Below are 18,148 nucleotides of genomic sequence, written 5' to 3' on the forward strand. Positions count from 1 at the left end.
CCGGTCATGCCGGCGGTGCCGTTTTGATGAGGTAACGCGATGAAAGAGCGCCCAATACTGTTCTCGACTCAGCGGGTAGCCGCCCTGCTCAGCGGTCAACAGACCCAAACGCGCAGGATCATGAAGTCCTTTGCCTTTTCCCGCGGGCAGGATAATCATGAGGGCTGCTACGGCTTTGACGTCACCAGTCATCATCAGCAGGGGTTTTATGCGCTGGGGATGGAAGACGTTAACCGCCACTGCCCGTTCGGTCAGCCAGGCGACCGACTGTGGGTACGCGAAACCTGGCGCGGCCCGGTTGTCCCGCCGGAGAGGCTGGAGGAGTACGCCAGGGCGCCGGACACATTCAGGCAGGCGCGCTGGTGCCAATACCTGGCCGATCGCGGCAGCGCGATCGCGGCCGAGACCGACAGGGACGCCGCCGGCTGGCAGACGGCAGTGCACATGCCCCGCTGGGCCAGCCGACTGCATCTGCAGATTGACGCCGTGCGCGTCGAGCGGTTACACGATATCAGTGAGGCCGACGTTGTCGCCGAAGGGATCGGGCCGGGTCACCATTTCCTTAACCAGTTTTTTGCCGAGCCCGGCAGCGCGCCGTCCGCCAGAACGCGGTACAAACAGTACTGGGAGAAGCATTACGGTCCCAATAGCTGGAATGTGAATCCCTGGGTGTGGGTGATCGACTTTCATATCCTGCCTGCTGCGGCATAATCCCGGTGCGCCAGTGCGGCGCCGATCGCAGACAACAAGCGGCCGTTACGCTAAGCTCGGGTCCGCTGACAAAGCAGATATCACTGAAGAGGAATCGCGCTGTAATGTTTAAATGGCCGTGGCAATCCCGTGACAACGTTGAGCAGACGCTTCCCTGGGCGGAGGCGCTGGCGGTGCCGCTGTTTTCTTCGCTTACGGCGGAAGAGCAGCAGCAGCTGGTGCAGCTGGCAAGCCGCTTTTTGCAGCAGAAGCGGCTGGTTTGTCTGCAAGGAGTCAGGCTGGACGCCCTCGCCCGCGGGCGGATTGCGCTGCTGTTTTGCCTGCCGGTACTGAAGCTGGGCCTGGAGTGGCTGGACGGTTTTTACGAGGTACTGATCTACCCGGCGCCCTTCGTCGTTGAGGATGAGTGGGAAGATGAAGACGGGCTGGTGCATCGCGACCGTAACGTACAGTCGGGCCAGAGCTGGCAGCAAGGCCCCGTCGTTCTCAACTGGCTGGATATTCAGGACTCGTTTGATCTTTCCGGCTTTAATCTGGTGATCCATGAAGTGGCGCACAAGCTGGATGCCCGCGGCGGCGGGACGGCTAACGGTGTTCCGCCGATTCCACTGCGCGAGATTGCCGGCTGGGAGCAGGCGCTGCTGGCGGCGATGGCGGCTATCCAGGAGGAGGTTGATCTGGTCGGTGAATCCGCCGCCAGCCTCGATCCCTACGCCGCAACCGATCCGGCCGAATGTTTTGCGGTGCTGTCGGAGTATTTTTTCAGTGCCCCCGATCTGCTGCACGGGCGCTTTCCCGCACTCTATGCGTACTTCAGCCGGTTCTATCAGCAGTCGCCGCTGGCGCGGCTGAACGAGGGAGCCCTCGCCGCCTCACCGGCTGTGCAGTAATGCAACGCATTGCTGCAAACGCAGCCAGTTGAAAGCTAATGTGATTTTTAGCGTTGACACCGGGATCGGCTCTCGCTAATATGCGCTCCATCGCAACGCGATTCCTCTGTAGTTCAGTCGGTAGAACGGCGGACTGTTAATCCGTATGTCACTGGTTCGAGTCCAGTCAGAGGAGCCAATTTAAAGAAACCAGACGTCTGCTGACGTCTGGTTTTTTGTTTTATCCCCAACGCGCTCTCCCTCCGTCCACGTTCAGAATCATTGGGCATTGAGATTCCGCACCCGTGGTTGTTTTATCTCCCTCCAGTGCGGTTCTCCGCCCATAACCGTCAGATCGATTTCCCCCATTACGCCACCTCACCAGATGACAGGAAATCCTCCGGTATGTCTTCTCCTTCATGACCAACAATCATCGGGCTGGCGCACAGCGTGCTGATAATCTTATCTCCGTTATCCAGACGCCTGTTGACCAGCGCTACGCCACGGCCGTTTACCTCACTAACTTATCCGCATCCGTTAAAATTTTAGCCGTTCTTCCATCAGGGTAAACACCGCCTTCACCAACCAGCGCAACGTTAACCTTTCTGCCGTCTGACCGTTCAATTTGATTTCCGCTACAGGCAATCCGCCCTCTTCCACCCGCCCTGGTGAGACGGCCCTGCACGAGAATACGGTATAGGGCATTAACGGGATGCTGGCGGCAATCCGCCTGCTGATTAGCGATGAGCGCTCTCGCTTTATTCATTCTGTCCAGTTGTTCCGCCGTAGTCAGATATTGATCCCCGGTTGCCAGCCGTTGCGGAGCCAGTTGATTGTGGTATTGACGCTTCCTGCCCTTGTCCTTGCCATTTTCAGGAATAAATGGATGCAATACTAACCGCCGGGTCATCTGGCTTAAAAGCGAGGTGTATCGTCCGGCGACGGAACCGGACCGGTACATTGATGGCGTATGCTGGCGAGGGCATTGATGATTTCACTGTTTCTTTAGTGGCCTGACAGCGTTCGGAAAGCTATTTTTTGCCGCCGTTTGCCATGCGCGCCCAGCGCAAATCATCGGTGGTCGCGTGCAGGAACAGTGACGCCAATTTATCGCCAATGATGTATGTTGAGATAATGCCCGGTGACGTTGTTATGCAGTAATACCCAGGTTGAGAAACGACAGCAACGTCCTGCCCAGCTGACCAGATGCGACTTAAGGTTACACTCACGCCGCCCGATTCGCTGCGCTACCGCTTGCTGATAACGAGCGGCTTCCCGTCAGGCGTGATGTCTCCCGCGGCCATCCTTTCGTTATCCCCAGCGCCACGTCACAGGCCGACGGCAGGCGAAGAAGGGGGCGCCACCGCGGCAGGGAGTCGATTTAAGCGATGCCCGCACAAGCCCTGTTGTACCCGATCCACTCAGGGAAACCTGAGCGGACCGATGTATCATCCGCCGGATGTGCCTTTACTGCCCTGCACGACCGCCTGCCCGCGCGTAGTGCAGGTCCCCTACCTCCAGCACCTGATAGTGACCGTCATGGTAACGAATACGCACCAGCGCACCGTTGCCCAGCGGTGCGTTTCGCCGCGGATTGTCGGTCATATCGGCTATCATGACGCCAATGGCCAGCCCGGAAGAGACCACCAGCAGACGCTGCCTGCCGTGCTGCAGCGCCTCATTGACCATGTTTTCCAGCGCCTGCTGCAGCCGATCGCGCACCTGCTGCGCCGTTTCCGCTTCTCCGCGCGGATCGGCACGATGGACAGCGTCGACGAATTCCACCAGCGATACCTTCCCCTGCTGCCGCAGGCGCGCCACCTGCTGCCCGTCACCCAGCCCCAGCTGCCGCCCTACCGCCGCGTTCATCGTCTCATTGGGCAGTCCCTCAAAGTTGCCAAAAAACACCTCGCGCAGGGCCGGCCAGACCACCGGCGGCGCGTTTATCCCCTGCGCCCGCATGATTGCCGCCAGGGTTTCTCGCTGGCGTCCGAGATCGCCGCTGTAGTAGCGGTCAATCCTGATGTCGCCAGCTCCCACGCCCACGGCGTGGGCCACCGCCTCTCCCGCCGGCGTGAGCGGCGTATCCGACCAGCCCTGGACGCGATCATAGTGATTGAATACAGTTTCATCGTGACGTACCCACAGAATCTCAACGTCCCCCCGCGGCCCCCCCTGCGGATGCGCTTGTGCACCGCCGCACAGCCCTCCCATCAACACGATTGCTACTCGCCATGATTTCATCACTTTCCCTTTCTGATGGTTAAAAGGCGAGGGTATTGCAGATGATAAGGGACGATACCGATGCGGATCACAAAAGGCCCCATCGCAGCAGAGTAGACGTTCATGTCGCGAATTTACGGGGCATCAGCTATGCACTGGCCAGAAGCGGTGTTTGAAGTACTACTTGCCCTGATGATTAGGACCATTGCGACAGTTTCCACGCTGCTGCGTCGCCTTAGGATGAAAAAAAGCACAAAAAAGCCGACCGGTGGTCGGCTGGGGATCAGAGATGGCCAGCGGCACCGCTGTGCCCCTGAGAAACATGGCGCCGCCATGCCCCGGGAGATTCACCAAACTGACGCTTAAAGCTGCGATTAAACGACTGCTGCGAATCAAAGCCCAGCGACATCGCCACGTCCATGATGGGCGCCTGGCTGTTAGCCAGACGGGTGGCGGCATCTTTTAATCGGGCGTTGCGGATATATTCACCCAGTGAAATACCGGTGTGGTGTTTAAACATCCGCTGTAGATACCACTTGGAGTAACCGGCACGCCGGGCGACGGTATCTAAATCCAGTTTTCCTTCGAGATTGTTATCAATCCAGGCAATCAGATCTTCAATAAAATCGGTATGACTCATGGCTTTTTCCTGTTCCTGTGAGCTCCCGCGAGGGGAACATTAAAAGCAACTTTTTAAGATACAGAAAATCCTAGAGGAACCCCGACTATAATGCAAGTTTTATGAGTACATTTATTTCGCCCGCCGGTGGTCGGCTAATCCACTGGCCAGAAAGGAATTTCAGATCCACTGCCGGTAAAAGAAAAAAGTCATGCTAAAAAATACGCAAAATCAAGGCGCTGAGAAACGTGTTGCAGATTGCGACAAAAAGGCAGGGGGTTGATAGCCAGTAGAGGGTCAAAAAATCTGAATAACAAAATCAAAAAGGTTGACGCCGCCCGTCTGCCGGACGGCAACGATCAGTCGTTGTGGCCGGCAAGGGTTTCGCTATCGCAGGCCGGATGGCGCGGGCGGCAGTCTTTACGCTCAATGTCGCGCAGGGCATCGGCCAGCGTGTGGCGCGCCAGCACGTCGAGCGAGGCCTGTTCGGCTTCGCAGACGATGGATTTAAAATACCAGCAGGCGTTTGCGCTCACCAGACAGCGCCCCTCCGACTCCGGACGGGCTGCCCACAGCGGTTTGTCCTCGATAACTGAACTGTAGATATCGCGCAAGGTTATCTCACCGGCGGCACGTCCAAGATGAATGGAGCCGTTTCGCCCCAGCGTCGACACGATGATGCCGTCGCGGGTCAGCGGGACCATCAGCTTACGCACAAAGCTGGGGTTAGCATCCAGACTTTCAGCCAGCATCGCGCTGGTGGCGCGTTTGCCCGCCTGCTCCGCCGATGCAACGCCTAACACAATTTGCAAAGCAGTGGGGAAGCGATAATCAATCATCGTAATTCCTGATACACAAAACGAAAAAGGGCCTGTCCGGGAATCACGGATATACCCAGTATCCCCGGAAATGCCGAGGTAATATAACAAATCAGCCGATGATTTTGAAGAAAGGCGCCAGGCGTGCTGTGCTCTGGGCAGCAAAATCAGTTAACCGTTCGTGTGTTTCAGCGCCGCGGCTAGCAAACCTGCAGGCCAACCCGCGGCGGCAGCGACAGCAGCGCGTCACCGCTGGTCAGGATCCAGTCAAGCTGCCGCGGAGCCGGATCGGCACGCAGCCAGCTCAGCAGCGCCGGCGGCAGCTGCGGCGTGATATCGCGCACCGCCCCCCCGCTGGCATCGCGCAGGCGCAGCGTCAGGCCACCGGTCAGGGCCGGCACTTCCATCACGACGGTGATCGCACGCGCGACCAGATCAGATAGCGTACTGACCGACGCCGGGCTGAGGATCGCCACGCGCGCCTCCGTCAAGGCCACCGGGCGCGCGCCCAGTGACGCACACTGGCCGGCGTAGCGCGCCGCCAGCGGCAGTGTCGGATCAATCCACACCGGCGTGTCCGGCTGCAGCAGCTCCGTCAGCGCGGTGATCATACCCACCGGATTGCCCGGCGACGCGGCCACCGATGCCACCCAGACGATGGCGCCGGGCTTGCCGCTGGCGTTGCGCAAATGACAACCGGTAGCGCGCGAATGGCGCGGCGTGGCAATCGGGGACCGGCATGGCATCATGGGTAATCCTCTCTGTCGGCAAGCGGTGTCTACGCCACTATGCCCAGCAGGCATGACAGCAGGATGACAGCGCTCAGCGCGGCGGCTGCCAGCCGCCGCCGAGCGCGCGATAGAGATCCACCTGCGCCAGTAGCAGGTTACTCTTTGCCTGCACCAGGCTGAGCTGTGCGCTAAATAGGGTCCGCTGCGCATCCAGCTCGTCCAGATAGGCGCTGTAGCCGTTCTGATAGCGATTGCGCGCGATTCGCAGCGTTTCGGCGGCAATCCGCTGCTGCGTATCCAGCTCCGCCACCTGCTCACGGCCGCGCGCAATCGCCTCCAGATCGTTGTTCACTTCGCTAAATGCCTGACGTACCACCTGCTCGTAGCCATATAGCGCCTGATTGCGCAACGCCTGATCAACATCGACCTGCGCAGTCAGGGCTTCGCGATTAAGCAGCGGCGCCAGCACGCTACCGCCGATGCTCCACAGGCGGAACGGGTCGCTGAGTAACTGGTTGAGCGTGCTGCCCTGCAGGGTGCCCGACGCGGTTAATGTGAGTGATGGCAGCAGTCGCGCCCGCGAGGCGGCAAGGCTGGCGTCCGCCGCTAACAGCAAGCGCTCAGCCTGAGCAATATCCGGCCGGCGCTGCAGCAGTGAGGACGGCAGCAGCGCCGGCAGGGTGTGCGGCGTCACCACCGCAAACTCGTCCGCGCGGCCAATCTGTCGGGGATTCATCCCGGTAAGCAGGCTAAGGGCATTCTCCTGTCGGGCAATTTGCTGCTGCAGCGGCGGGATCTGCGCCCTGGCGGTCTGCAACTCCGACGCGGCCTGCATCCACTCCAGTCGTGAACTGTAGCCCGCCTCATACTGCCGCCTGGCGAGCCGTAGCGACTGCTCACGCACCTGCAGAGTGTCGCGCGTGACGCGCAGCTGCGCATCCAGCGACAGCAGGCTAAAATAGCCAGCCGCAACCGAACTGGCAACGGTGAGCGACGCGGCGTCCGCCGCGGCGCGCTGTGCTGCCAGACTCGCGCCGGCCGCGGAGACGGTATTGCGCCGGGCTCCCCACAGATCCACGTCATAGTCGGCCTGTAGCACGCCCTGAAACAGATCCCGCTCACCGGGTAAGCCAGTGATCGCCGACAGCGCGCGCGTGCGGCTGACATTAATACCGGCGTCGACTTGCGGAACATTGGCGCCCCGCGCCGCCCGCAGTCGGGCGCGGTATTCGTCGACCCGCGCCCGGGCGATCAGCACGTCATCGTTGCGGCGCAGCGCCTGACTGACCAGTCGGTTCAGGTGTGGATCGTGGAAGGCCCGCCACCACTCGGCTTCCACCGGCGACTGTGGTCCCACCTGCTGCCGCCAGGCATCGGGAATCAGCAGCGATGCGGGCGCCTGCGCCACCTCGGTGGCGCAGGCGCTGAGCAGCAGCGGCAGCAGCAGCGCCGCGCGTCGCAATACAGGGATCACGACCGCGGCTCCTGCGCAGGAGCAGACGCCGTATCGATATTGACTACCACCGACATGCCCGGACGCAGCCGCCGCTGCGTTTGCGGACTGATGCTGATGCGTACCGGTATGCGCTGGGCGACTTTGACGAAATTGCCGGTGGCGTTGTCGGGTGAAATTGCGCTGAATTCGGAACCGGCCGCGGGAGAAATGAACGCTACCTCGCCGTGAAAGCGGGCATTGTCCAGCGCATCGACGGTGAAGGTGACCGGCATTCCGGGTCGAATATGCGCCATCTGAGTCTCCTTAAAATTCGCCACAATCCAGTTTTCAGCCGGGACGAGTGACGTCAGCCGCGTACCGGCATTCACCCAGGCGCCCTGCCGCACGGCGATCTGTCCCAGCTGGCCGTCCTGCGGCGCCACAATCCGGGTATTGGCTAAATCGAGGCTGGCCAGCGTTAACGCCGCCTGCGCATTGGCGACATCGGCCTGCAAAGACGCCCGATTAACCCGCGCCGTCTGCAAATCCTGTTTCGACACCGCAAGGGTGGCTTTGGCCTGCGCCACCGCGGCCCGCGCCTGCGCATCGCTGGCGCGGGCCGCGTCGCGCTCCCGCACCGACAGCGATCCGTCTGCCGCCAGGTTCTCCACGCGGGTTAAATCCAGCGTACTTTTGCGCGCCTGGGCCTGCGCGTTTTCCAGCGCGGCCTGATTGCGGGTGATAATCGCTGCGGCGCTGTTTTGCTGCTGCGCGTTGTTGGCCAGCGCGGCTTCTTTCATTGCCAATTGTGCTTCCGCCTGTTCGACCCGCTGCCGGTAAATGCGATCGTCAATGGTCATCAGCGATTGCCCTTTGCGCACCGGTTGATAATCCGTGACCTCCACGGCGGTGATATAGCCGCTTACCTGCGGGCTGATAAACGTCACCTGGCCACGCACGTAGGCGTTGTCGGTAGACTGTAACTGGCGGGTAAACGGCCAGATCTGCCAGGCGTAAAGAATGATCAGCACGCCAAGCACGGCAATGCCCGCCCCAACGGCGATGGAGAGAATTCGCAGTTTATTATTACGCTCGCGCTCTGCGTTAGGGGTATGTTCCTGCTGACTCATGCGTTCTCCGTCGTCGCCGGTTTTTCTGGGGTAGCGGGCAGAGACTCTGCGCTCTGCGGCGCTTCCCGCCATTTCAAGTAACGTAAACGACTTAGTCGCCATAGGACCCAAAGCAGCGTCACGAAAGCGAGAGAAGCCGTCAAATAATAGACATCGTTCCAGGCGAGCACGTTAGCCTGCAGCGTGGCCACGCTGTGCAATTGCGCCGTCGCCTGCGCATTCAGCAGCGCCGAATCGGTTATCTGTCCGCTAAACAGGCCGCGGTATTGGTTCAGGCGCTCGGTCACCCAGGGATTCAGCTGCGACAGCTGATCGCCCAGCAGACTGGAGTGGTACTTTTCTCGCCAGGTCTGAAACGTGCCCAGCAGGGCGGCTCCCAGCAGCCCCCCCAAATTCTGACTCATGCCAAACAGCACGACAAAGCTGACCAGGTTTTGCGGCTGGGTGACCACCCCGCCAATCCCCAGCAGCATCGCCGGGGCCAGAAAAAAAGCGCTGCTAAAGCCAAGTAAAAACTGGCTCAGGTACATATTTTGCGGACGGGTCAGCGGCGACGACTGCGCATCCATGAGCGAGGCGACCAGCATGATGATCAGCGACACGACAATTGGCCAGTTCAGGTGTTTCGGGTTGATGGTCAGCGCACAGGCCACGATGCCACAAACGACACCGGCGAGGATCGCCAGAGCCAGCCCCTGAAGCTGATCGTTCAGCAGGCCAATTTGCTGCAAATACCCGATCGCACCGGTGTTCTGTTCCGCCAGCAGAATACGCAGCAGAATCATCACCAGCCCGAGACGCAATATGGCCCCGTTGCTGAGCCAGCGGGTATTGATCAGCGGATTAAGGCGATTGTGCTCCACCACGATGGCGGTGACAATCAGCACCAGCGCCAGCGCCAGGCAGTAGCCCAGCCAGGGCGTACTGGTCCACCACTCAAGGCGCCCCAACGACAATACGCCGCAGAGCAGCGCCATACCCGGCGCCAGCAGCATAAAGGTAACAAAATCCATTTTTTCAAACACTTTGCTGCGATCGCCCGGCGGCAGCTTCAGTACCAGCACGCCGCCGAGTGCCACCATGGCCAGCCCCAGCTCAAACAGATACAGCCCGCGCCATTCGTCCACCGCCAGCAGCTCGGTCGAAAAGAGCCGCGCCAGCGGGATCGCCAGCTGCGAGGCGCTGATGCCGATAGTCAGCGCCTTAAGCCGGTGCCTGGCCGGCCAGGCCTGAATTTGATAGTAAATGCCCAGCGAGCTAAGCGCCGCGCCGACCATGCCGTGCGCGGCGCGCACGATAATCGCCGAGCTCAGGTCATTCACCAATAAGTGGAAAAAGGCCACCAGCACATACAGCACCAGAAACGCTTCGGTAAAAATACGCAGCCCGAACTGCTGGCGAAATTTCACCAGCAGCAGGTTGATGGAGATATTGCCCATCACGTAGACCGCCGGTAACCAGGCTATTTCGGTTGACCAGGCCCCAAAGGTTCCTTGCAAATTGCTCAGGTTAGCGGTGACCAGCGCATTACTCAGCGCGCCCGTCAGGGAGATCAGCAGGCCGATCAGGCCAAAGGCAATACGTTTATGCCCCGGATGCAGGGGCGTGGAGGGCGAGCCAGGCAGCATCGGTTTTTCATGCGGCTGCCAGTCGCGGGGGACATAGGGACTCGTTTTGCGGCGTGGCATCGAATTACAGCGCCTCGGCGCGCTCAAGCAGCTGTACCAGCACCCGGTGCGTCACCGCCAGTTCGTGCCGATCGATGTTGCCCAACCATTCACCGCGCAGATCGTCCGCTTCGCATTTGACGCGCTGCCAGAGCGCCATTCCGGCCGGCGTCACCACCAGTAACCGCTTGCGCCGATCCTCGGCCGGCTGCACGCGCTGCAGCCAGCCCTGGCTGACCAGCCGGTTCACCAGCGAAACGACGCTGGGCCCTTCCAGACCCAGCCGCTCCGCCAGCGCTTTCTGCGTCAGCGGCGCGTCGCTGGCGGCGAGCGTGGACACGGCCAGCCAGCTACTCATACCCAGTCCGGTCTCTTTTAACCGACGGGCAATCGCCTGCCGCCAGGCATGGGCCGTCAAGTGCAGCAAGTGGGAAAACGGGGTTTCAGGATGCATAGTAAAACTTACGCCTTATTCTTAGATATCTAACTAAATCTTCCGCAAGCATAGCGTATCGCCGTCCGGATTGCATCGCCGCCGCGGCCTCTCGCAACGTCACCGCGCGTTTTTTCCTGAACGGCCGTGCCGCCCGCCCTCGACGGAATGTATCGCTACCGGGCGCCGCCCCCTGAAATCCAGATAGTTCTGATTTTTATTGCAATTTATGAGCATTCATGATGATATCTTTACACTTTCTGACATCCGTCGCGTCGTGTATTTTCTCTACTAATGTGCACTGGCGTCACGCCGTTTTTGCTTAACAGGACTTGAAATGAGTAGCTTTACTCAGGATGAGCGCTTTTCAACAGCCAACCGCCCCCACCCGCAGAATCTGCCCCTATTTCCCGAACAGCGTGACGAACTCGACCTGCTGGAAATTGTCGCCCTGCTGCTGCGCCGTAAAAAAACGCTGATTGCGGCCACCGCCGGCGCGCTGGCGCTGGGCGTTGCCGTTAGCATGCTGCTGCCGCAGCGCTGGACCAGCGCCGCCGTGCTGGTTGCTCCGGAGTCACAGCAGATGCGCAGCATTGAGCAGACGCTGACAGAACTCGCGGTGCTGGATATTAAGGTGGATATTACCCCGGACACGCTGCTGTCCGACTTTATGCGCTATTTTGACTCGCGCGACCTGCGTGAGAAATATCTGGTCAATACCACCTATTTTAAAGACCTGGTGCAGGATAAGCATCTGGATGACGCCCAGCGCTATCGACTTATTGATTCGATTCTTGACGGCAATATTATGTCGCACAGTTCGACGCAGGATAAAGGGGCGGACGTTAAGGAGTATCGCTACTACGAGCTGAAGTACAGCGCGGAGACCCCGACCGCAGCCAGAGATCTGCTGCAGGGCTATATTAATTATGTCACCGAAGTGGTGGAGAAAGAGCTGCAGCAGAAAGTTACCTATCAGATCGACCAGGTGAAAAACCGCGCTACCGGTCAGTATAATCTCGATCGCCAGCGGGCGGAGAATGCGCGCGACGTCAAGCTGCAGCGCCTTGGCTATGCGTTACAGATTGCCAACTCTGCCGGCCTGAAAAAGCCGTCGTGGTCAAACGGTACGGTGATTGCCGACGATCCGGACTTCTCGGTCACGCTGGGGGCTGACGGTTTACAGCGCAAGCTGGAAATTGAGAAATCCATTGCCGATGTCAATCTGCTGAACGCCGATTTACAAAATCGTAAGCTGTACCTTGAAAAGCTGAACGCGCTGAAAATCGACAAAATGGATGTGGAGCCGTTTAAATATCTGCGCGAGCCCTACCAGCCAGTGAAAAAAGACAAACCCAAGCGCGCGCTGATTGCCGTGCTGTTTGGTCTGGCGGGCCTGCTGGGCGCCAGCGGTGTGATTCTGATGAACGCGCTGGTCAGCGATCGCCGCCGACGCCCCGACGCCGACGCCTGAATCGAGCACAGATAAACACGCACTTGCGGATGCGTGTTTATTGACTCAGCTCCCCACGCAAATTAACGGGCGGAATCTTGCCTACCGGGATGGGTCGGGTATTTCAGCAAAAAAAATGGCGGGGTGATCCCCGCCATTGTAGCCGTCAGAAACTCATTGCGGTTAAAAATGATACTTCACGCCAAAAGTCACGGTCGTATCGCTGTAGCCTTTCCCTCCCACCTGCTGGCCAACGTTACCCCACATATTCAACTGGTCAGAGAGATCTCCCTCCACACCCAGTTTCAGTTCAGCCACGTTACCAGTACCACCCTGTTTGAAGGTATGGCTACCGGTCGTTTCATGCGACATTTTCACCGCAAAGTCTTTGCTATTGTGAATCCATGTGGCTTCCACGTAAGGTTTAAATACCTGCGAGTGCGGATCTAAGGTCTGGGAGGGCTGAATCATAAATGCTTTCAGCCCCAGACGGGTTTGCAGATTGCCCTCGCCCTGACCTGAAATCAGCGTATTTGAGGCTTCCCGGTGGTCATCTGCTTTTACCCCCATCCAGATTGCCTGTGCTTTAGGCTGGAGATAGAAGTGATAATCCTGGCTTGCACCCACAGAGAAGGTATAGCCACTCTCCAGCGAGGCTGTAAAGCCTTTGGCATCGTATTTTTCTGACGCCAGGCCTTCACCATTCACTTCGTTTTTAAACCAGCTGTATTGAAGCCAGGTATCCACGTATGCCCCGGTATGCGCCTGCTCATCGGCAAACCAGGTACCATAAGTCCCGATGCTATAGCCGTGCGCCGACCCTTTTGAACGGCTGCCAGAAGCCGAGGTTACGGTGTGATTGCTGCTGTTGGCATAGCCGGCCATCAGCCCCAGACGCCACAGATCGCTTTCGCTGCGGCTAAAGCGGAGCACATCTCCCCCCAGCTGCATCACAAAACGATTATCCTGCGTTTTAAAACTGCCGCCGGCATCACGAGAGCGATTATGGCTGCCGGTGCTGCGTAGCCACATCGAGGTGGTTTTTTTCTCACCGGTGATGGCGTCGGTATACCCGGTCTCACCGGAACGATTCTCGAGACTGGTATTAAACAGCGTATTCGCCGCCGCCAGGTTGGCAATGTAACTTCCCGCCTCCGGCCGATCCGGATTATCTGTCCGCAAATACCAGTCGCCGTCGGCCGGATTAATTACGCTTCCCTGATAAAGTTTGTACTCATACGCACCCGCGACCACGCGCCCGTCAAGGGTGAAATTGGCCTCCGACTTGCCTGCGATATCCACGATCTTGATACCATTACTCGTGTAAGCGCCGCGGCCGCCAATATTGTTCACCTTGATGCTGCTGGCACCGCTGGCGTCCCCTTTAATAACCAGACGATCCGTTTCACTGTCATCGCCGGCAAGGACCGTATCGAACAACACCCGGCTACCCTGCTGACCAACGTAATTACCCTGGATCGTTAAATCAGCGTAGCGATCTCCCGTTAGCGCATGCGGCATAATCACTCGCCCGGCGTTATCGATATTGCCATTCACTACGCCAAATCCACCGAGTGCCCCCGCTTTTTCTATGGTGACATGGCTGGTCAGGACGACCGGCGCGGAGATATTCCGGGCGGTGAGCTTGCTGTCACCGGAGACAGAGGTTTGCGAAGCGGTAGTTTTTACCGTTCCGGCGCCCAGCTGAATGAGACCATTTTTAATCAGGGTATTCCCCACCGTTACCGCATTGTCGGCAAACGTCAGCGTTCCACTGCCCTGCTTGATCAAATCACCACTGCCGCTCAGCTGATTGTTGAAGTCCCAGTCACTGGTAACATCCAGAATTAACTGGCCATTGTTTTTCACCTCAGCGCCCCCCAACTGCCCGGCCCGGCGGGCAGTCAGTGACGTGTTTTCAGCCAGAGAAAATACGCCGGAATACTGGCTGTTCATACCACTCAGCTCAATCGCCGCCTTATTTTGCAACTGCACGTCCCCCGTTCCACTCAGACTATTAGCAAACAGGCCCCGGGCACCGTTCAGGATTAGCGTCCCCTGATTCGCGATATTTCCGCTACCCAGTCCGGAGGCCTGATTCAGAAGCACACTGGCGGCGCGGCTAATCGCCGTGCTCGCGGTAAACGCGCTGTTCGCCTGGCTAACCTTGAGCGTCCCCGCTGAGAGATTAAGCTGACCGCTACCGGCCAGATCACCCTCAAGTTGTCCGCCGTTTACGATCGTAACGTTACCCCCGTTAAGATTAAAGCGGCTAGCGGCCTGCGTATTAAGCTGACCTACGGTCTGGCGTGTTGCATTGATATCGACTAGCGTACCGGCAGACATTTCCAGCGCCGAGGTCTGTCCAAGCGCGTGACTGGCCTCCAGCCGTAATCCTCCTTTACTGACCCAGGTTGCGCCAGTGTAGTCATTATTCGCGTTGGCCAAAGCGAATATTGCGCCATCAGTCAGTCCGGCAATCGCCAGATCGCCACTGCCGGATATTTTTGCCGACAGGCCGTTTGACGGTTGACCGTTAAGGGATTCTGTCGCCTGTAAGTTCAGCGCATCCTCCCCCCGAGCCAGCAGATTGATCGCCTTGAGCCCGTAATTCACATACAGGCCGTCCTGACCATTACCCGTCGTCAGGCCGTAATCAAACAGGCCCATGGCCGATGGCGCACTGGCGCCTTCGTTAGATAACGCAGACTGAACAGGCTGAGTAATTAACTGGCCGTTGCTATCCGTCAGGGTTAACTCCTGGCCAGTTCCCGTCGCGCTGCCGTGAACCAAATCAATCAGAACCAGCCCTTCATCAAGCTCTGACAGGGTTTTCCCCTCGATCCCTGGCGTAACATTGGTCGGCAGATTGATCTGTACGGTGCCACCGCCGGTAACGTCAATGCGATTTGTCTCAACGGTGCCCGAAGACACAAACTCACCGGACTGGTCAATGATATTGTTAAACTTAATGGTGCCGCCGTTCATCGTCAGCCCGGCGATGTTCTGTACGCCGTCAGCAACATTCAGCTCGCTATTTTTGGACAGCGTCAAATTTGCCAGGCTGAGGGCCGCGGCATTTTCGTCGTTTAATGTCATCCCGGTATCGAGCAAATTGACCTTACCGGCAAATGCCGAACCGGTATTATCACCGAATGTGAATGCATCGCCGCCTGACTCTACGTTCAGCGTGCCATTGCCCGTCAGCGCATGATTGAAGCCCTGCAGTCCAGCAAGCGTTAGTGCGCTTTGATCGCTGATGCTGACGCTGATTGTCTTATCCACCCGGTAGTCAGCAGCCAGAGTGGCCGCCGCCTTGTTGGCAAGGCTCAGACGACCATTGCCAACGACATCATTAGTCAATGTTCCCTGATAGCCTGACAGGATAAGCGTATCAAGCGCTCCCGCCAGTGACACGCGTGCGTCTTTACCCAACTGACTCTGCGAACCGACCCGCAACGTACTGCTTCCACTCAGATCATACTGTCCGGCGAAGCCGTCGTTTTTAGCGGTTAATTGCACGCTGGCCCGATCTCTCAGGGCAACAACACTGTCCCGAACGCCTGTCAGCGCGTGGTTAATCGCGCCATTCACGCCACGCATAACCAACGCGGCCGCGCTGCCATCCAGAGACACGCTGGCGGCATCGGCCCCCAGATTACTGGCCTGACGAATGGTTAAGGAAGCCTCATCACTGACGTGATGCACACCGGTAAATGTGCTGTTGCCCGCCAGCGTTGTCGCCGCATTGACGTTCACGCGCCCGGCACCGGCCAGTGCATTTTGCAGCATCAACCCATCGACGTTCAGATTCAGTGCTCCCTCCACGTCAATATTGCTGCTACCGAGACTGCCGCTATCGCTCAGTGAAATGGCAGCGCCGTCGGTGATGGCGATATTACCGCTCAAATTGTCATTAGTACCCGATACGGAAAGCTCGCCACCGACGATGGTGAGCGTACCTTCGCCTTTCAGTCCGTCTTCGGCGCGGATTCGACCACCACTGTTGATGATCAGCTCACCGCTATCCAGCGACACGCTACCGCTGTTGTTCAGCTCACCGATAGTCTGTTTAAAGCCATTCAGACGCGTAGTTGCTCCCTCATTAATGTTCAGTGTCGATGTTTGACCCAATGCGCCGTTAGCGCCCAACAGCAACTCTCCCCCGGTGACCGTCGTGCTGCCTGTATAACGGTTATGACCATTCGCGATCGTGATAGCCCCACGTGATGCGTCAATGTTCAAACCACCATCACCCGATAATGACGCGTTTAGCGTGTGATTGGATGCAGCATCGCCGCTCTCCAGCAGCAGCGCGTTCGCGCCGTCCGACATTAACGTCAGCGCTGTCAGCCCGTATTTGACGTACAGTCCGTTGTCGTTACCTTTATTGGTGGTTAAGCCGTAACTGTATGTGGCATTAGCAACAATCTCATCGCCCTGCGTGATGGCAGTAGAGACCGTCTGCTCATCGGCACTCACAGGTGTGCCGTTAATACTGAGCCGCATATCATTAACGTTACCGCTGACTTGCTTAGCATTCACCAGGGTCATCAGCACATCGCCTCGATCCTGATCGAGGATCGAAACCCCGGGTGCTGCCGGCACGCCGACATTTTCCCACTCCGCGTTACCGTTTACCGCAATCTCTCCGCCGTTTAACGTCAGCGGGTCAACGTTAACAATGCCATTCGCTTTTGACTGCGGTGCATCAACCTCAAATACCAGCTTACCGCCGCTAACGTTCAGATTATTCAGCGTGCTATCCGTGCTACCGACCTGGGTTACGCTGCCCTGATTCAGCTGCAGCGTTGCATTGGTCAGCGCACTGAGGTTGTCCGCATTCAGAGCGAACAGTGTATCGGTCAGCGTAACCTGACCGACAAAGGCATCGCCGGTATTTGAACCAAAATTGAAGGCCTGATTGCCGGCACTCACGTTCAGCGCCCCGCCGCCGGTCAGCGCCTGGTTAAAGCCGCTCAGCCCCGCCAGCGTCAGCGCGCTGTCCGCGCCTACATTCACCCCAACCTCCGACCCCAGCCCCTCCGTGCCGCTCAGCGTCACCGCCGACCCGTCGCTCAGCCGCAGCTGACCGCTCCCGGCTACCCGGTTGCCAAACGCGCCGCGCCAGCCCGCCAGGCTCAGCGCGCTGTCCGGCCCGCCCAGCGTCACGCCGGACTGCCCTCCCAGATTGTCCGCGCCCTGCGCGCGCAGCACGCTGCCCGCCTCCACCGCCCAGGCGCCCAGGAAGCCCGCGTTATTTCCGCCCACCGACGCCAGGCTCCCGCCCGTCAGGCTCACCGTGCTCCCCGYCGTCCCCGACAGCGCGTTGTTTATCGCCCCGCTCAGCGCGCTCAGCTCCAGCCGCGCGCCGTCCGCGCTCAGGTTCACCGTCGCACCGTCGCCGCCCAGGCTCGCCGGGGACGCTACCGTCAGCGCGCCGTCCGCGCCCACCGCGTGCGCCCCGCTGAACCCGCCGTTGCTGCCGCTCAGCGTCACCGCCGCGTCGGTGTTGACGGTCCCCGCGCCGCTCAGCGCGTTGCCCAACGTCTGCGCCGCCTGCAGGTTCAGCGTCCCGCCGTCCGCCACGTCCACCGCCGCCGCGCCCAGCGCGCCCGCACCGCTCAGGGTCAGGCTCGCCCCCTTACCGACCGCCGCGCTGCCCGACAGGCCCGCGTTGGCCTGCRACAGCAGCAGYTCGCCGCCCGTCAGCACCAGCCGCCCGTCGCCGGTCAGGCCGCCGGCCGCCGTCGAACTGCCGCCGTCCGTCAGCGTCAGCGCGCCGCCGCCGATGTCCACCGTGCCGCCATTGGCCAGCGCGCCGCTGGTCAGCGCGCCGTTCTCGCCGAGGGTCACCGCGCCGTTGTTGGTCAGCGCCCCCAGCGTCTGGGCCCGGCCGCTGAGGTTAAACGCCGCGCCCGCCGCCGTGGTCAGCTGCGCGGTGTTCCCCAGCGCGCTGTCGCTGCCCGCCACCACCGTGCCGGCGTCAATTGACGTCGCGCCGGTGTAGTTATTTTCCGCATTGCTCAGCGTCAGCGTCCCGCCGGCGGCGTTCAGCG

Annotated in this window: 13 protein-coding genes, 1 tRNA gene and 1 pseudogene; 4 read left to right on the forward strand and 11 right to left on the reverse strand. The window is 59.4% G+C overall.

Going from position 1 to position 18,148, the window contains the following annotated elements; genetic code table 11:
- The first annotated feature begins 39 nt into the window (after positions 1-39).
- The 3 genes from BS626_RS16845 (at position 40) to BS626_RS16855 (ending at position 1,779) form a co-directional block, all read left to right on the forward strand.
- Complete coding sequence (locus BS626_RS16845) at positions 40-711, forward strand: hypothetical protein (RefSeq protein ID WP_075183545.1); 672 nt, start codon at positions 40-42, stop codon at positions 709-711.
- A gap of 104 nt (positions 712-815) precedes the next feature.
- Complete coding sequence (mtfA, locus tag BS626_RS16850) at positions 816-1,601, forward strand: DgsA anti-repressor MtfA (protein WP_075183546.1); 786 nt, start codon at positions 816-818, stop codon at positions 1,599-1,601.
- 102 nt (positions 1,602-1,703) lie between these two features.
- A tRNA-Asn gene (locus tag BS626_RS16855) sits at positions 1,704-1,779 on the forward strand.
- Positions 1,780-2,091: 312 nt separating this feature from the next.
- On the opposite strand, the gene BS626_RS18455 is transcribed toward BS626_RS16855, so the two are convergent.
- From BS626_RS18455 to BS626_RS16905, 10 genes and pseudogenes are all read right to left on the reverse strand, one after another.
- Positions 2,092-2,472: a hypothetical protein gene (locus BS626_RS18455; protein WP_139308855.1), complete on the reverse strand. Its 381-nt coding sequence runs from the start codon at positions 2,470-2,472 to the stop codon at positions 2,092-2,094.
- A gap of 215 nt (positions 2,473-2,687) precedes the next feature.
- Positions 2,688-2,822, reverse strand: a pseudogene (locus BS626_RS19105) (IS1 family transposase); the annotation flags it as partial.
- A gap of 225 nt (positions 2,823-3,047) precedes the next feature.
- Positions 3,048-3,824, reverse strand: coding sequence for a histidine phosphatase family protein (locus BS626_RS16870; protein WP_075183547.1), 777 nt, complete (start codon positions 3,822-3,824; stop codon positions 3,048-3,050).
- Positions 3,825-4,086: 262 nt separating this feature from the next.
- Positions 4,087-4,443 (reverse strand): helix-turn-helix domain-containing protein, encoded by a 357-nt coding sequence (locus tag BS626_RS16875; protein ID WP_075183548.1) that lies wholly within the window; start codon positions 4,441-4,443, stop codon positions 4,087-4,089.
- Between the two features lie 338 nt (positions 4,444-4,781).
- Entirely contained in the window at positions 4,782-5,261 is a 480-nt protein-coding gene (locus tag BS626_RS16880) for an Rrf2 family transcriptional regulator (protein ID WP_075183549.1), read from the reverse strand.
- 179 nt (positions 5,262-5,440) lie between these two features.
- Positions 5,441-5,989: a phosphonate C-P lyase system protein PhnH gene (locus tag BS626_RS16885; protein WP_075183550.1), complete on the reverse strand. Its 549-nt coding sequence runs from the start codon at positions 5,987-5,989 to the stop codon at positions 5,441-5,443.
- A 73-nt stretch (positions 5,990-6,062) separates the two neighbouring features.
- Positions 6,063-7,445, reverse strand: a complete 1,383-nt coding sequence (locus BS626_RS16890) for an efflux transporter outer membrane subunit (protein WP_240494328.1) — start codon at positions 7,443-7,445, stop codon at positions 6,063-6,065.
- Complete coding sequence (locus BS626_RS16895; RefSeq protein WP_075183551.1) at positions 7,442-8,536, reverse strand: HlyD family secretion protein; 1,095 nt, start codon at positions 8,534-8,536, stop codon at positions 7,442-7,444. The genes BS626_RS16890 and BS626_RS16895 overlap by 4 nt, the downstream gene beginning before the upstream one ends.
- On the reverse strand, positions 8,533-10,224 hold the full coding sequence (locus BS626_RS16900) for an MFS transporter (RefSeq protein WP_075183552.1): 1,692 nt from the start codon (positions 10,222-10,224) through the stop codon (positions 8,533-8,535). The genes BS626_RS16895 and BS626_RS16900 overlap by 4 nt, the downstream gene beginning before the upstream one ends.
- Before the next feature lie 4 nt (positions 10,225-10,228).
- Positions 10,229-10,657 (reverse strand): MarR family winged helix-turn-helix transcriptional regulator, encoded by a 429-nt coding sequence (locus BS626_RS16905; protein ID WP_075183553.1) that lies wholly within the window; start codon positions 10,655-10,657, stop codon positions 10,229-10,231.
- A 316-nt stretch (positions 10,658-10,973) separates the two neighbouring features.
- Here BS626_RS16905 and wzz(fepE) point away from each other — a divergent pair, with 316 nt between their 5' ends.
- Positions 10,974-12,110 carry an LPS O-antigen length regulator Wzz(fepE) gene (gene wzz(fepE) / locus BS626_RS16910; RefSeq protein WP_075183554.1) on the forward strand — a complete coding sequence of 379 codons (1,137 nt, stop codon included), beginning with the start codon at positions 10,974-10,976 and terminating at the stop codon, positions 12,108-12,110.
- Between the two features lie 162 nt (positions 12,111-12,272).
- On the opposite strand, the gene BS626_RS16915 is transcribed toward wzz(fepE), so the two are convergent.
- A partial coding sequence (locus BS626_RS16915; protein WP_139308857.1) for an autotransporter outer membrane beta-barrel domain-containing protein occupies positions 12,273-18,148 on the reverse strand: 5,876 nt, incomplete at its 5' end.

Source organism: Pantoea sp. 1.19, assembly GCF_001922585.1.
Classification (GTDB): domain Bacteria; phylum Pseudomonadota; class Gammaproteobacteria; order Enterobacterales; family Enterobacteriaceae; genus 1-19.

What these genes read in the sequence shown, in the direction of transcription:
- BS626_RS16845 (WP_075183545.1), top strand. Translation starts at nt 40, where the DNA reads ATGAAAGAGCGCCCAATACTGTTCTCGACTCAGCGGGTAGCCGCCCTG.
- mtfA (WP_075183546.1), top strand. Translation starts at nt 816, where the DNA reads ATGTTTAAATGGCCGTGGCAATCCCGTGACAACGTTGAGCAGACGCTT.
- BS626_RS16870 (WP_075183547.1), bottom strand. Translation starts at nt 3,824, where the DNA reads ATGAAATCATGGCGAGTAGCAATCGTGTTGATGGGAGGGCTGTGCGGC.
- BS626_RS16875 (WP_075183548.1), bottom strand. Translation starts at nt 4,443, where the DNA reads ATGAGTCATACCGATTTTATTGAAGATCTGATTGCCTGGATTGATAAC.
- BS626_RS16880 (WP_075183549.1), bottom strand. Translation starts at nt 5,261, where the DNA reads ATGATTGATTATCGCTTCCCCACTGCTTTGCAAATTGTGTTAGGCGTT.
- BS626_RS16885 (WP_075183550.1), bottom strand. Translation starts at nt 5,989, where the DNA reads ATGATGCCATGCCGGTCCCCGATTGCCACGCCGCGCCATTCGCGCGCT.
- BS626_RS16895 (WP_075183551.1), bottom strand. Translation starts at nt 8,536, where the DNA reads ATGAGTCAGCAGGAACATACCCCTAACGCAGAGCGCGAGCGTAATAAT.
- BS626_RS16900 (WP_075183552.1), bottom strand. Translation starts at nt 10,224, where the DNA reads ATGCCACGCCGCAAAACGAGTCCCTATGTCCCCCGCGACTGGCAGCCG.
- BS626_RS16905 (WP_075183553.1), bottom strand. Translation starts at nt 10,657, where the DNA reads ATGCATCCTGAAACCCCGTTTTCCCACTTGCTGCACTTGACGGCCCAT.